This window comes from Amycolatopsis sp. lyj-23, assembly GCF_046549135.1.
GTDB lineage: Bacteria > Actinomycetota > Actinomycetes > Mycobacteriales > Pseudonocardiaceae > Amycolatopsis.
Genome location: NZ_JAJPWN010000012.1, coordinates 1 through 12,907, shown reverse-complemented (window position 1 = coordinate 12,907; position 12,907 = coordinate 1). Strand labels below are relative to the sequence as shown.

General features: G+C 70.8%; 12 protein-coding genes and 1 riboswitch. Of the genes, 5 read left to right on the top strand and 7 right to left on the bottom strand.

Annotated features, from left to right (window positions below; all coding sequences use genetic code 11):
• The first annotated feature begins 63 nt into the window (after positions 1-63).
• A complete protein-coding gene (locus ACLJPY_RS28725; protein WP_410593102.1) occupies positions 64-1,074 on the top strand; it encodes a phosphatidylinositol-specific phospholipase C domain-containing protein in 1,011 nt (336 codons plus the stop codon).
• Here the strand turns inward: ACLJPY_RS28725 and ACLJPY_RS28720 are convergent.
• Positions 1,071-1,994 (bottom strand): NADP-dependent oxidoreductase, encoded by a 924-nt coding sequence (locus ACLJPY_RS28720; protein ID WP_410593100.1) that lies wholly within the window; start codon positions 1,992-1,994, stop codon positions 1,071-1,073. The genes ACLJPY_RS28725 and ACLJPY_RS28720 overlap by 4 nt on opposite strands.
• Positions 1,995-2,086: 92 nt before the next feature.
• Between ACLJPY_RS28720 and ACLJPY_RS28715 the strand changes: the two genes are divergently transcribed.
• Positions 2,087-2,482: a winged helix-turn-helix transcriptional regulator gene (locus tag ACLJPY_RS28715; protein WP_410593098.1), complete on the top strand. Its 396-nt coding sequence runs from the start codon at positions 2,087-2,089 to the stop codon at positions 2,480-2,482.
• Between the two features lies 1 nt (position 2,483).
• Here ACLJPY_RS28715 and ACLJPY_RS28710 read toward each other — a convergent pair whose 3' ends face one another.
• From ACLJPY_RS28710 to ACLJPY_RS28695, 4 genes are all read right to left on the bottom strand, one after another.
• On the bottom strand, positions 2,484-2,678 hold the full coding sequence (locus ACLJPY_RS28710; protein WP_410593096.1) for a hypothetical protein: 195 nt from the start codon (positions 2,676-2,678) through the stop codon (positions 2,484-2,486).
• 40 nt (positions 2,679-2,718) lie between these two features.
• Positions 2,719-3,519, bottom strand: coding sequence for a bifunctional hydroxymethylpyrimidine kinase/phosphomethylpyrimidine kinase (thiD, locus tag ACLJPY_RS28705; protein ID WP_410593094.1), 801 nt, complete (start codon positions 3,517-3,519; stop codon positions 2,719-2,721).
• Positions 3,516-5,153 (bottom strand): phosphomethylpyrimidine synthase ThiC, encoded by a 1,638-nt coding sequence (gene thiC / locus ACLJPY_RS28700; protein ID WP_410593092.1) that lies wholly within the window; start codon positions 5,151-5,153, stop codon positions 3,516-3,518. The genes thiD and thiC overlap by 4 nt, the downstream gene beginning before the upstream one ends.
• Positions 5,147-5,269, bottom strand: a riboswitch (TPP riboswitch). Its footprint overlaps the gene before it by 7 nt.
• 38 nt (positions 5,270-5,307) lie before the next feature.
• Positions 5,308-6,219 carry a S1C family serine protease gene (locus ACLJPY_RS28695; RefSeq protein WP_410593090.1) on the bottom strand — a complete coding sequence of 304 codons (912 nt, stop codon included), beginning with the start codon at positions 6,217-6,219 and terminating at the stop codon, positions 5,308-5,310.
• 202 nt (positions 6,220-6,421) lie between these two features.
• On the opposite strand from ACLJPY_RS28695, the gene ACLJPY_RS28690 reads away from it, so the two are divergent.
• Positions 6,422-8,587: a glycoside hydrolase family 15 protein gene (locus ACLJPY_RS28690; protein WP_410593088.1), complete on the top strand. Its 2,166-nt coding sequence runs from the start codon at positions 6,422-6,424 to the stop codon at positions 8,585-8,587.
• Positions 8,588-8,693: 106 nt separating this feature from the next.
• On the opposite strand, the gene ACLJPY_RS28685 is transcribed toward ACLJPY_RS28690, so the two are convergent.
• Complete coding sequence (locus ACLJPY_RS28685; RefSeq protein WP_410593086.1) at positions 8,694-9,272, bottom strand: peptide deformylase; 579 nt, start codon at positions 9,270-9,272, stop codon at positions 8,694-8,696.
• A gap of 155 nt (positions 9,273-9,427) precedes the next feature.
• On the opposite strand from ACLJPY_RS28685, the gene ACLJPY_RS28680 reads away from it, so the two are divergent.
• Both ACLJPY_RS28680 and ACLJPY_RS28675 read left to right on the top strand, forming a co-directional pair.
• On the top strand, positions 9,428-9,736 hold the full coding sequence (locus tag ACLJPY_RS28680) for a DUF3263 domain-containing protein (RefSeq protein ID WP_003101701.1): 309 nt from the start codon (positions 9,428-9,430) through the stop codon (positions 9,734-9,736).
• Positions 9,733-10,404 (top strand): LytR C-terminal domain-containing protein, encoded by a 672-nt coding sequence (locus ACLJPY_RS28675; RefSeq protein ID WP_410593085.1) that lies wholly within the window; start codon positions 9,733-9,735, stop codon positions 10,402-10,404. Before ACLJPY_RS28680 ends, ACLJPY_RS28675 begins: the two co-directional genes overlap by 4 nt.
• 39 nt (positions 10,405-10,443) lie before the next feature.
• On the opposite strand, the gene ACLJPY_RS28670 is transcribed toward ACLJPY_RS28675, so the two are convergent.
• Positions 10,444-12,711 carry an AAA family ATPase gene (locus ACLJPY_RS28670; protein ID WP_410593083.1) on the bottom strand — a complete coding sequence of 756 codons (2,268 nt, stop codon included), beginning with the start codon at positions 12,709-12,711 and terminating at the stop codon, positions 10,444-10,446.
• Positions 12,712-12,907 lie beyond the last annotated feature (196 nt).

Below are 12,907 nucleotides of genomic sequence, written 5' to 3'. Positions count from 1 at the left end.
GCTTCATGAACAGTCAACCACGGTGCGACATTGTGAACGTTACTCACGTTCGAAGGAGCCTGGATGAAGCTCTTCTCGGTGGCACTCCTCACGGCAGCGCTCACGCTCTCCGGAGCGACGGCGGCCAACGCCGACAGTCCCAAGCTGTCCCACGTCACGACCGTCGGCGTGCACAACACCTACGACCCGGCGGCCTACGGCTACCTGGCCCAGGCGCTCGACGCCGGGTCATCGCTGATCGAGCTGGACGTCTGGCCGGACTTCATCACCCACGAGTGGAAGGTCAGCCACTCGAACCCGCTGGGGAACAACAACAACTGCGTCGCCGCGACGTCGGCATCGCAGCTGTATTCCGGCGGCAAGAACAAGAACCTGGAGTACTGCCTCGACGACATCCGGATCTGGCTGGCCGCCCACCCGGGGCACACGCCGCTCACGCTCAAGATCGAGATGAAGACCGGGTTCTCCGACAACACCGGCCTCGGTCCGGACGAGCTGGACGCCACCTTCCGGGCGCACCTCGGCAGCGTCGCTTTCCGCCCGGCCGAGCTGCTCGGCGGCTACGCCACGCTCGACGACGCGGCCAAGGCGGACAACTGGCCGTCCGTGGACGCGCTGCGGGGCCGGGTGATCACCGAGATCATCCCGGGCACGGTCGAGGAGCAGAACCCGACCGACACGCTGCACACCGACGTCGAGTACGCGCAGTACCTGCTGGGTCTGAAGAACGCGGGCAAGCTCGGCGACGCGAACATCTTCCCGACCGTGCACGGCGCGGCCGGCGGTGACCCGCGGGACAAGTACACCGCCGACCTCAAGCCGTGGTTCGTCGTCTTCGACGGCGACGCGAACGCGTGGGTGACCCAGACCGGGCCGTGGTGGTACGACGCCAACCACTACTACGTCGTGATGACCGACGGGCAGAACGTCGCCCCGGCCATCGACGCCCACAACCCGACGGTCGACCAGGCCAACCAGCGCGTCGCCGACCTGGCGAAGCAGCACGCGTCGGTGGTCACCTCGGACTGGACCGGGCTCACGACGGTGCTGCCCCAGGTGCTCGCGCGGGGTTAGACGGTCAGCACGAGCTTGCCGGACAACCGGCCCGCTTCGCCCAGCTCGTGCGCCTTGGCGGCGTCCTCCAGCGGGAACGTCTGCTCGACGCGGACCTTCAGCTGACCGGCTTCGATGAGTTCGACGAGGCCGGTCAGCCCGCCGCGGTCCGGTTCGACGAGCATCCGCCGGACGTGCACTTTCCTGGCCTCGGCGGCCTTTTCGACCCGGTCGCCGACACCGCTGGGCACGCCGATCAGCAGGCCGCCCTCCTTGATGGCGGGCAGCCAGCGCAGGTCGCTCTCCTCGCCGACGAGTCCGAAGTAGACGTCCACATCGGACGCGGTGGCTTCGGGGTCGTGGTAGTCGATCGGCTCGTCGACGCCGAGCTCGCGCAGGAAGCCGTGCTTCTTCGCGCTCGCCGTGCCGATGACGTGCGCGCCGCGCGCCTTGGCGATCTGCACGGCGAGGTGGCCGACCCCGCCCGCGGCGGCGTCGACGAACACCCGCTGTCCCTCGTGGACGTTCGCGACGTCGACCAGGCCCTGCCAGGCGGTCAGCCCGGCCAGCGGCAGCGCGGCGGCCTCGGCGAACGACAGCCCGGCGGGTTTGCGCACGAAGTGCCGCGAGGGCGCGGTGACGTACTCGGCGTAGGCGTTGGCCGGGCGCGGGAACCACGGCATGCCGAGGACTTCGTCGCCCTTCTCGACACCGGTCGCGCCGAAGCCGGTCTCTTCGACGACGCCGGCGACGTCCCAGCCGACGGTGAACGGCGGCTCGCCGAGGAACCCGCCGCCGCGCCGCACCTTCCAGTCGACCGGGTTGATCCCGGCGGCCCGCACCCGCACCAGGACCTCCGTCGGCCCGGGTTCGGGACGCGGTGCCTCGGTGACGCGGAGCACCTCCGGTCCGCCGAGAGCCTGCTGGGTCACGATGCGCATTGCTTCACTCCTTCGTCTTCGGGGCTCGCCTCCATCCTCGGGTCCTTCGTCACTTTTCGCCAGAAGGCACTTTCCCGTAAAGTAGGTACCTGATGGATACCACCTGCGACCAGGGCGGACCCTGGGATGTGTACCTGCGCAACTGTCCGTGCCGCGACGTGCTGGACCTGCTGGCCAACAAGTGGACGGCCCTGGTCCTGGGTGCGCTCGCCCGCGGCCCGCATCGCTTCGGCGAGCTGCGCCGCGCGGTGGACGGCATCAGCCAGAAGATGCTGACCCAGAACCTCCGCCAGCTCGAACGCGACGGCTTCGTGACGCGCACGGTGTACCCGACCACCCCGCCGACGGTGGAGTACGCGCTGACGGAGATGGGCGCCGAGGTCGGCGCGCACCTGATCGCGTTGAGCACGTGGTCCCAGGCGAACTTCGACCGGATCCGCTCGGCCCGCGAAGACTACGACGGCCGGGAACTGCAGCCGGTCCGCTGAGTCAGCCGCGTTCGCGCAGTACGCGGGCGCGGTGGTCGAGGAGCGCCACGCCGTCGTGGATGCTCGGCGGCGGCGTGCGGCCGGACTTTTCGCGCAGGACGGCTATCGCCTGGATATGGCGACCTTCGCCGACCAGGGCGTCGAATTGCTCCTGCAGCCCCTGGGGCAGGGTCTGCCACAGCTCGTCCTCGGTCACCGGGCCAGTTTGGCAGCCCGGCTCCGATGCCGCGCGTGATTTACCGGTCCAGTACCCAGAACGGCGAGACCGGCCCCACCCCTGCACCCAGCGGGTAAGCCTCCGCGACACAACGCTCGATGAACTTCTTCCCCGCCGCCACCGCGTCCGGGACCGAAGCACCCTTCGCCAGGGCCGCCGTGATCGCCGACGCGAGCGTGTCACCGCCGCCGTGGGTGTTCTCCGTCTCGTAGCGACGGCCGGTCAGCTCGACGTAGGAGCTGCCGTCGGTCAGCAGGTCCACGCAGTCCGGTGTCCCCTGCATGTGGCCGCCCTTCACCAGGACCCACCGCGAGCCGAACTCGAGGAGGGCGTCGGCGGCGGCCCGCTGCGAGGCCGTGTCGACGACGGAAACGCCCGTCAGCAACCGGACTTCGTCGAGGTTCGGCGTGATCAGCGTCGCCCGCGGGAACAGTTCCGTGCGGATCGCCTCCAGGGCATCCTCGCGCAGCAGCGAGTGGCCCGTCATCGACGCCGCCACCGGGTCGACCACCAGCGGGAAGCCGGACTCGAGCTCGTCCAGGGTCTTCGCCACCGCGCGGATGATCTCGGCCGTGGCCAGCATGCCCGTCTTCGCCGCGTCGACACCCATGTCCGACGCCACCGCCTTGATCTGCGCGGTGACCACGTCGGCCGGGATCTCGGTGAAACCCTGCACGCCCAGGGAGTTCTGCACGGTGACCGCCGTCAACGCGACCAGTCCGTGGACGCCGTTGGCGAAGAAGGTGCGCAGGTCCGCCTGGATGCCCGCACCACCGCCGGAGTCGGACCCGGCGATGGTGAGGGCGGTCCTCGGTGTCACGGCTGCACCACCGGCAGGTAGACCTTGCCGCCCGCCTCGGTGAACTCCGCCGACTTCGAGGCCATGCCGGCCTCGATGGCTTCCACCGTGGACAGACCGTGCTCCTCGGCGTACTTGCGGACGTCCTGGGTGATCCGCATCGAGCAGAACTTCGGGCCGCACATCGAGCAGAAGTGCGCGGTCTTGGCCGGCTCGGCGGGCAGCGTCTCGTCGTGGAACGAGCGGGCGGTGTCCGGGTCCAGCGAGAGGTTGAACTGGTCGTTCCAGCGGAACTCGAACCGGGCCTTGGACAGCTCGTCGTCCCACTCCTGCGCGTACTTGTGTCCCTTGGCCAGGTCCGCGGCGTGCGCGGCGATCTTGTACGTGATCACGCCGGTCTTGACGTCGTCGCGGTTGGGCAGGCCGAGGTGCTCCTTCGGCGTGACGTAACACAGCATCGCCGTGCCGTACCAGCCGATCTGGGCCGCGCCGATGGCGGAGGTGATGTGGTCGTACGCCGGTGCGATGTCCGTCGCGAGTGGACCGAGGGTGTAGAACGGCGCTTCGCCGCAGAGCTTTTCCTCGAGCTCCACGTTCTCCTTGATCTTGTGCATCGGCACGTGGCCGGGGCCCTCGATCATGACCTGGACGTCGTGCGAACGCGCGATGTGCGTCAGCTCGCCGAGGGTTTCGAGCTCGGCGAACTGGGCGCGGTCGTTGGCGTCCGCGATGGACCCCGGGCGCAGGCCGTCGCCGAGGGAGAACGTGACGTCGTACTGCCGGAGGATCTCGCAGAGCTCCTCGAAGTGCGTGTACAAAAAGGACTCCTGGTGGTGCGCGAGGCACCACGCGGCCATGATCGAGCCGCCGCGGCTGACGATCCCGGTGACGCGCCGGGCGGTCAGCGGGATGTAGCGCAGGAGCACGCCGGCGTGCACGGTGACGTAGTCGACGCCCTGTTCGCACTGCTCGATGATGGTGTCGCGGTAGACCTCCCACGACAGCTTCTCCGGTTCGCCGTCGACCTTCTCCAGCGCCTGGTAGATCGGCACGGTGCCGACCGGGACCGGCGAGTTGCGGATGATCCACTCCCGCGTCTCGTGGATCCGCTTGCCGGTGGAGAGGTCCATGATCGTGTCGGCACCCCAGCGGGTGGCCCACACCATCTTGTCGACCTCTTCCTCGACCGACGACCAGACGGCCGAGTTGCCCATGTTGGCGTTGATCTTCACCAGGAAGTTCTTGCCGATGATCATCGGCTCGGACTCCGGGTGCTTGCGGTTGACCGGGATCACCGCACGCCCGCGGGCCACTTCGTCGCGGACGAACTCGGGCGAAACCCGTTCGCGCGCCGCGATGTACTCCATTTCGCGGGTGATGACGCCCTGTTTGGCCCAGCCGAGCTGCGTGTTGTGCTCGCGCCCGTCGGCCCAGCCGGCGCGCAGCCGGTGCAGTCCACTGTGGACGTCGATCGACACCTCCGGATCCGTGTACGGGCCCGAAGTGTCGTAGACGTCGAAGTGTTCACCGTTGGACAGATCGATCCGGCGGGCCGGAACCCGCAGCCCGGATTCGGTCTGGTGGTACACCTTGCGCGAGCCGGTGATCGGCCCGGTCGTCACGGAGACGGCAGCAGAATTCTCCAGCGTCGTCAACGACTTTCACTCCCTACGCCGGCATTACCCGGTCAGGTTCATGCGGTCGGTGACGCCTGCGAAATCGCAAGTCACCCTCTCAGCCCGCCATGGCGCGAGCTCCCGCGTTGGTGTTGTGCCACCGACCATGCCACGCCGGAGCGCGATACTCAAGTCACCCGACCAACTCTGCCGGTGTGGCGTAGACGTCGACCATGGCTCCGTTGCGCAGCACGGTGATCGGCAGTGCGGTGCCGATCACTTCGGCGAACAGCTGCCGCTGGATGCCCTGCGCGTCCGAGACGCGCGTGCGCCCGACGGTCAGCACGAGATCGCCGGCCCGCAACCCGGCCCGGTCGGCGGGACCGCCGGACACGACTTCGCGCACCCGCAGCCCGGCGTTCTGCCCGGTGCGCTCGGCGACGTCGTCCGGCAGCGGCGCGGGCACGCCGACGACACCGAGGTACGCGCGCCGCACCCGGCCCTCGACGAGGAGCGTGTCGATGATCCGCCGCGTCGTCGCGTTGATCGGCACGGCGAGCCCGAGGCCGACCCCGGCGACGGCGGTGTTGACGCCGACCACCCGGCCGGCGGAGTCGGCGAGGGCGCCGCCGGAGTTGCCGGGGTTGAGCGCGGCGTCGGTCTGGATGACGTCCTCGATCACCCGGGTGGTGCGCCCCTGCCGCACCGGCAGCGCCCGCCCGAGCGCGCTGACGACCCCCGCGGTGACGGTCCCGGAGAAGCCGAGCGGGTTCCCGACCGCGACGACGAGCTGCCCGACGACGAGCCGGTCGGCGTCCCCGAGTTCGGCGGCCGCCGGCGTCGCACCCCGGGCCCGCAGCACGGCGAGGTCGGACAGCGGATCGGCGCCGACGACGTCGAAGGGCACTTCGCTGCCGTCGGCGAAGGTGGCGACCCCGCGCCGGTGGTCGCTGACGACGTGGGCGTTGGTGAGCAGGTGCCCGTCGCCGGCGAAGACGACCGCCGAGCCGCTGCCGCGCGCGAGCTGCACCCCGGCGACGTGCGGGGTGACGGTCCGGGCGACCGTGCTGACCGCGCGCGAGTAGGCGTCCATCGCGTCGTCCATGCGCACCTCGATTACAACGTTGCAGGTACTACAAGTGTGCGCTCGTCGACGGGCGAAGTCCGTTCGCTGTCCGTGAACCGGTTCACCGGACCAGTGACGGTCGGTGGTTCACCGGATCGGCTCATGCGCCGGTGAAGGATCGGCGGCAGACTGCCAAGTCGCTTCTGTAACGGTGCAGAAAGCGATCTTCTGTGGGGTTGATATGCGAAAACTCATCTTCGGCGCCCTCGCCGGGCTGCTGGTCACCGGCCTGATCCCGGCGACCGCGGTGGCCCAGGGCGAGGCTCCCGGCGCGCCCGGGAGCCATCCCAGCTGGCTGCCCGCGAACAAGACCGGCTTCGGGACCGCGCACGACCGGTCCAGCAACGTCTGGTTCACCCTCCAGGGCGGGCAGCTGTCCGAGGTCTACTACCCGGACCTGTCGACGCCCAGCGTCCGCTCGCTGGACTTCGTGGTCACGGACGGCCGCAGCTTCGCCGTCGCGGACCACACCGCCGAGTCGCAGCAGGTCCGGCGGACCGACGACGACAGTCTCACCTATGAGCAGACCATCACCGACGACCAGCACCGCTGGCGCATCCGCAAGACCTACGTCACCGACCCGGCCGCCACGACCGTGCTGGTGGACGTCGACTTCCAGTCGCTCACCGGGCGGCCCTACCAGCTCTACGCGGTCGCCGACCCGGACCTGACCAACGACGGTTCCGACGACTCGGCCGCCCGCGCCGGTGACGCCGTCACCGCGCAGGACGCCGCGAACGCCGCCGCGCTCACCGCGAAGCCCGCGTTCACGAAGACGAGCGTCGGCTACGCGGGCGCGTCCGACGGCCACACGCAGCTCGCGAAGACGTTCAAGCTGACCTCCTACGACACCGCCGCCAAGGGCAACGTCGTGCTGACCGGGCAGACGACCGCCGACGGTCTCCGCAACCGGCATGTCACCCTGGCCCTCGGCATGGGCGCGAAGGCCGCCGACGCGCTGAAGAGCGCGCAGGCGTCGCAGCGCCGCGGGGTCCGCGACATCACGCGCGCCTACGACCGCGGCTGGCAGCAGTACCTGCGCGGGATCGGCAAGCCGCCGTCGTCGCTGAAGACCGACGCCGAGCGCGACCTCTACAAGGCGTCGATGCTGACGCTCGCCGCGAGCGAGGACAAGCACCACCCGGGCGCGTTCATCGCGTCGCCGAGCATGCCGTGGCGGTTCGGGAACAACGACCCGGAGTGGTCGCCGTCCGGCACCTACCACCTCGTCTGGCCGCGTGACCTCTACCAGATCGCGACCGGCCTGGCCGCCGGCGGCGACCAGGCGGCCGCGAACCGGGCCGTGTCCTACATGTTCGGCACGCAGCAGCAGGCCGACGGGCACATGCCGCAGAACAGCCGCGTCGACGGCGTCCCGTACTGGACGTCGATCCAGCTCGACGAGACCGCGTTCCCGATCGTGCTGGCCCAGCAGCTCGGCCGCACCGACCTGTGGCCCGGCGTCCGCAAGGCCGCCGACTTCATCCTCGGGTACCGGGGGCCGAACGGGCAGGCGTCGCCGTACACCCAGCAGGAGCGCTGGGAGGAGCAGGACGGCTGGTCCCCGTCGACCATCGCCTCGGTGATCGCCGGGCTCGTCTGCGCGGCGGACATCGCGTCGCACAACGGCGCGGCCGCCGACGCCGCCCGCTACCTCGCCGCGGCCGACAAGATGAAGGCCGACCTGCCCAAGCAGACGATCACCACGAACGGGCCGCTGTCGAAGGACCCGTACTTCGTCCGCCTCACCAAGGACGCGAACGCGAACGCCGGCACGACCTACAACCTCGGCAACTCGAGCGTGACGATGGACCAGCGCGCGGTCACCGACGCGGGCTTCCTCGACCTCGTCCGGCTCGGCGTCTACCGCGCCGACGACCCGGTGATCCGCAACAGCATCAGGGTCACCGACAAGGACATCGCCTTCACCACGCCGACCGGCCAGTTCTGGCACCGCTACACGAAGGACGGCTACGGCGAGCAGGCCGACGGTTCGCCGTGGGACTACACGTTCCCGGCGGAGAGCCGCACGACGTTCGGCCGGCTGTGGCCGCTGCTCGCCGGCGAGCGCGGCGAGTACGAGCTGACGCTCGGCGACAGTGCGTCGGCCGCGCGGCGGCTGCGTGACCTCGGCCGGGTGAGCAGCTCGGCGGAGACCATGCCGGAGCAGGTGTGGGACGAGAACCCGCCGTCGGGCCAGACCGGCTTCCCGGCCGGCACGCCGAACACGTCGGCGACCCCGCTGGCCTGGACGCACGCGCAGTACGTCCGGCTCGCCTGGGACGTCCAGGCGGGCTCGGTCCTGGAGACGCCGAAGGTGGTCCGCTGCCACTTCCTCGGCTGCTGAGTCTCAAACGCCCCAATGTGGCCTTCGGTGCGTCAGACGCACCGAAGGCCGCCTTGGGTGCGTGAGACGCAACCAAGGCCGCCTTGGGGCGCTTGGGTCGGGCGGTTCAGATGACGGCGCCGTCGTCCTCGGGGGTCTTCGGCGGCAGCCACGAGTTGCCCGGGACGCCCCACTTGTTGTGCTTCAACATCTTCTTCGCCGCGCGCGCGTGCCGCCCGACCAGGCGGTCCAGGTAGATGTACCCGTCCAGGTGATCGGTCTCGTGCTGCAGGCAGCGCGCGAAGTAACCGGTGCCCTCGACCTCGATCGGGTTGCCGTCGACGTCGAAGCCGGTCACCTTCGCCCACTTCGCGCGGCCGGTCGGGTACGACTCGCCGGGCGCGGAGAGGCAGCCCTCCCAGTCGTCGTCCGGGTCCGGCATGGTCTCCGGGATCTCCGACGTCTCGAGCTTCGGGTTGACGACGACGCCCTTGTGCCGCACGCCCTCGTCGTCCGGGCAGTCGTAGACGAACACGCGCAGGTCGAGGCCGATCTGGTTGGCCGCGAGGCCGACGCCCTCGGCGGCGTACATCGTCTCGAACATGTCGTCCACGAGCGTGCGCAGCTTCTCGTCGTACTCGGTGATCTCCCGAGTCGGCTGGTGCAGCACGGGCTCGCCGGCGATAACGATGGGGTGGATGGTCACGGCGAGCCAGTTTAGTCGGACCCCTCTGGTACACCTGCATCAGACCGTGACGCGCCGACGTCGATGCCCACGTCGGTGGTGGCTTCCGTGGTTCAATGGCGCCCGCGGAAGAGCTAGGTCTGATTCGCCATGACGCCCGATTGAGAGGGACTCGGATGGACGCCGCGGAGTCGATGGCTGAGCCGCAGCCGTCGCCGCCGAAGCCCGTGCCCGGCCTGACCGAACGCGAGGTCGAGATCCTCGCCTTCGAGCGCCAGTGGTGGCGGCACGCCGGGGCGAAGGAGAACGCCATCCGCGAACGCTTCGACCTGTCTGCAACGCGCTACTACCAGCTGCTCAACAAGCTGCTGGAGAAGCCGGAGGCGATCGAAGCCGACCCGATGCTGGTGAAGCGGCTGCGCAAGACCCGCGCCGCCCGCCAGCGCAAGCGAGGCGCCCGGCGACTGGGGATCGAGCTGAAATGAGTGTGTTTTCCGGAATGTCCCGGCCGATGAAGGCCGCCGGCGTCGCGTTGATCGGCGTGGCGATCATCGCCGCCGTGATCGGCGGGATCACCGCGCTCGGCGGAGGCGAAGGATCGAACGAAGCCGGGCCGAGCGGCACGTCGACGCAGCCGGGGACGTCCTCCGCGCCGTCTTCGGGCAGTTCTTCGACGGCGACGGCGTCGTCCTCGACGAGCGCTTCGTCGCCCGCGTCGCCGTCGCCGAGTTCGCCGGCGCCCGGCCAGCCGACGTCGGCCGGCCCCGGGCAGCCGGGTCAACCCGGTCAGCCGGGGCAGCAGGGGCAGCCTGGTCAACCCGGTCAGCCGGGCGGTGACCAGCAGGCGTCCAACAAGTGGGTGACCGTCCGGGTGCTCAACAACTCGACGATCAAGGGCCTGGCGGACCGCGCGGCCGAGGACTTCCGCGGCGCCGGCTGGAACGTCAACGAGGTCGGCAACTACTCCCAGGGCATCATCCCGACGACGACGGCGTACTACCGCCCGGGCACCGACGAGGAAGCCGCGGCCAAGCAACTGGCCCAGGAGTTCGACATCAAGGCCGAGCCGCGCTTCGAGGGCATCCAGAACGCGACCCCCGGCGTGATCATCATCGTGACGAAGGAATACCAGAGCGGTCACAAGGGCAGCTGAAGCTCCGGAGAAGGCGGCCGTCGTTGACGGCCGCCTTTCTCATTCTCCCGACTGGGTCTTCGCGTACGCCTCCAGCGCGGCCAGCTGGGCCGGGTCGAGGCTCGGCCGGACGGTCTTCCGGGCCGTCTCCAGGTGCGCCGCGGTGACTTCGCGGGCCTCCAGCGATTCGCGCATCGCCGTCAACGCGGCTTCGCGGATCAGCGCCGCGCAGTCGGCGGCCGAGTACCCGTCCAGAGTGGACGCGACCGCGGCGAGGTCGACGTCCTCGGCCAGCGGCGTGTTCTTCGAGCTGGCGGCGAGGATGGCCGCGCGGGCCTCGGCGTCCGGCGGCGGCACGTAGACGCGGCGCTCGAGCCGTCCCGGCCGCAGCAGCGCCGGGTCGACCAGCTCCGGCCGGTTCGTCGCGCCCAGGACGACGACCTCGCGCATCGGCTCGACGCCGTCGAGCTCGGTGAGCAGCGCCGCGACCACGCGGTCGGCGACGCCGGAGTCGGACGACTGCCCGCGGCGCGGGGCCAGCGCGTCGATCTCGTCCAGGAAGATCAGCGCGGGCGCGGCCTCGGCGGCCCGGCGGAACAGCTCGCGCACCGCGCGCTCGGACTCGCCGACCCACTTGTCCATCAGCTCGGCGCCCTTGACCGCGAAGACGTTCAGCGCGCCGGTGCCGGCCAGCGCCCGCACGAGGAACGTCTTGCCGCCGCCGGGCGGCCCGTACAGGAGGACCCCGCGCGGCGGTTCGACGCCGAGCCGGGCGAACGAGTCCGGGTACCGCAGCGGCCAGAGCACGGCTTCGGTGAGCGACTGCTTGACCTCGGTCATGTCGCCGACGTCGTCCAGGGTCAGCCCGCCGGTGGCCAGGTTGTCCGAAGTGGACATCGAGACCGGCCGGACGGTGGCCAGCGCGTCCAGCAGGTCCTGCTGCGAGATGCGCGGCTCGTCGGTGTCACGCTGGCGCAGCGCCGCCCGCAGGGCCGCGTCCCGGCGCAGCGCGATCAGGTCCGCGGCGACGAACCCCGGCGTCCGCTCGGCGAGCACGCCGCAGTCGATGCCCGCGTCGAGCGGGACGTCCCGGAGGAGGACGTTCAGCAGCTCACGGCGGGTTTTCGCGTCCGGGAGGGCCAGGCCGAGCTCGCGGTCGAGCAGGTCGGCGGCGCGCAGCCGCGGGTCGGCGGACTCCGCACGGGCCGTCGTCGCGACGACGGCGAAGCGCTCGCGTTTGAGGGCGGTCCTCAGTTCCTCCAGCACGACCGTGGCGACCGGCGGGGGAGTCGTCGCGGGCAGCAGCGCGTCGACGTCGGTGAGCAGGAGGACCGAGGGGCCGTCGGCCTCGCGGATGGCCTCGCGCAGGCGGTTGACGGCGACGTTCGGGTCCAGCACCGCGAGGTTCGGCGCGGCGAGCGGGATGGTCTTGATCCCGGCGTCGTGGGCCACCGACCGCACGAGCGTCGCCTTGCCGACGCCTTCGGGGCCGGACAGCAGGACGCCGAGGTGGGCCGGCGCGCCCAGCCGGGCCAGCAGCTCGGGCCGGTGGAAGGCGAGGTCGAACCACTCGGCGAGCTTGCGCGCGGCGGTCTCGGCGCCGATCAGGTCGGCCAGCGGGACGGCCGGCTCTTCCTGGACGGCCGTGACCTCGTCCTCGACGATTTCGGCGTCGATCCACTCCTCGGCCGCGGTCACCGCGGAGGTGCGCACCAGCGCGGTCGCCGCCCGGGGCGCGGCCTGCTCGGCGGGGCCCGGCCGGGCGCCGTCGCGCCAGGTGACCACTGTGGACGGTCCGACGGCGACGGTGCCGGCGGGCTCGGTGGCGGTGACGGTGAGCAGCTCGTTCGTCCAGGTGGCGCCGACCGCCCGCGACAGCTGGCCGCGCAGGCCGGCCGGGTCCGACCCCGGCGTCGGCGCGAGGTCCTGCGGCAGGAGCGAAACGGCGTCGCCGACGGTGAGCACCTTGCCGATCAGCGCGAGCCGCAGCATGTGCGGGCTGACCGAGACGCTGGCCAGGCGCGACCCGGCGACGGTCACGGTCCTGGCCGCCGCGACGTCGGCCGGCGCGACGACGACCTCCGAGCCCTCGGTGACGCCCAGGTTCGACATCGTGACGTCGTCGGTGAGCACCACCCCGGGCACCCCGGCCTCGTCGGCGGGCGCGGCGAGCGCGGCGCTGACCCGCGCCCCGGTGAGGTGGACGGCGTCCCAGGCCCGCAGGCCCAGCGCGTCGAGGACTTCGGGGTGCAGCCGGACGACGCCGCGGCGCGTGTCCAGCGCCGACGGGGTGTGCCGGACGGTCAGCGTGATCTGCGGGTGGCTCACGCGTTCACCCTAGCGATCCGGGCGGGTGGTGCCCCCTCGATCACGCGTGATGCCCCGCCAGTCACGCATGTGGAGTTGCCCCCTGGGGCCGGACACCTTGATTCCAGACGGTGGTCTGGAGGGAGGATGTCCTGGTGTCTCGCAGGTCGAAGTATCCGGAGCAGTTCCGGCACGATGCGATCGAGCTGGTCAACTC

Bases quoted from the DNA above. Each gene is read 5' to 3' on its own strand.
- ACLJPY_RS28725 (WP_410593102.1), top strand. From the start codon at position 64: ATGAAGCTCTTCTCGGTGGCACTCCTCACGGCAGCGCTCACGCTCTCC.
- ACLJPY_RS28720 (WP_410593100.1), bottom strand. From the start codon at position 1,994: ATGCGCATCGTGACCCAGCAGGCTCTCGGCGGACCGGAGGTGCTCCGC.
- ACLJPY_RS28715 (WP_410593098.1), top strand. From the start codon at position 2,087: ATGGATACCACCTGCGACCAGGGCGGACCCTGGGATGTGTACCTGCGC.
- ACLJPY_RS28695 (WP_410593090.1), bottom strand. From the start codon at position 6,219: ATGGACGACGCGATGGACGCCTACTCGCGCGCGGTCAGCACGGTCGCC.
- ACLJPY_RS28690 (WP_410593088.1), top strand. From the start codon at position 6,422: ATGCGAAAACTCATCTTCGGCGCCCTCGCCGGGCTGCTGGTCACCGGC.
- ACLJPY_RS28680 (WP_003101701.1), top strand. From the start codon at position 9,428: ATGGACGCCGCGGAGTCGATGGCTGAGCCGCAGCCGTCGCCGCCGAAG.
- ACLJPY_RS28675 (WP_410593085.1), top strand. From the start codon at position 9,733: ATGAGTGTGTTTTCCGGAATGTCCCGGCCGATGAAGGCCGCCGGCGTC.